This is a genomic window from Streptomyces sp. BE303 (genome assembly GCF_036290945.1).
In the GTDB taxonomy this organism is placed as follows: Bacteria; Actinomycetota; Actinomycetes; order Streptomycetales; family Streptomycetaceae; genus Kitasatospora.
Genome location: NZ_JAQYWZ010000286.1, coordinates 1 through 377 on the forward strand (window position 1 = coordinate 1; position 377 = coordinate 377).

1 pseudogene is annotated in these 377 nt (G+C 68.2%); it reads left to right on the forward strand.

What is annotated here, in order from left to right:
• Window positions 1–88: 88 nt before the first annotated feature.
• Window positions 89–277 (forward strand): annotated as a pseudogene (locus tag PUR56_RS43245) (hypothetical protein); the annotation flags it as partial.
• Window positions 278–377: the final 100 nt, after the last annotated feature.

Here is a 377-nt window from a genome sequence, read left to right on the forward strand (position 1 = left end):
CTGTTCGCCTTCCCGCCCGCCCTAGACCCCGACCGCCCCCACCAACACCGCCACCCGCACCACTGCGCGGCAGTCCAAGGCGTCGCGTTCCACCGGCACCACGTCAACCGGCTCGACGAACACCGACAAGCACACCCACGGCCAGCGCACCGACCCCTTCTTCGCCGACCACGAAGGGATCCTCGACAACTTCACCTGGCCGGGCCGGGACGCCAAGGCGAACGCCAACGTCCTCGGAATCGCGCTCGAATTGCCCGACGCCCACCTCGGCACCTAGGCGGAGATCGGCCACAGGGCCCGGGTCATCCTGAACGACGACGTGCAGATGGTCTCCGTCGACACGGTCTCCCACCCCAACCTCACCGCGAACTACAACC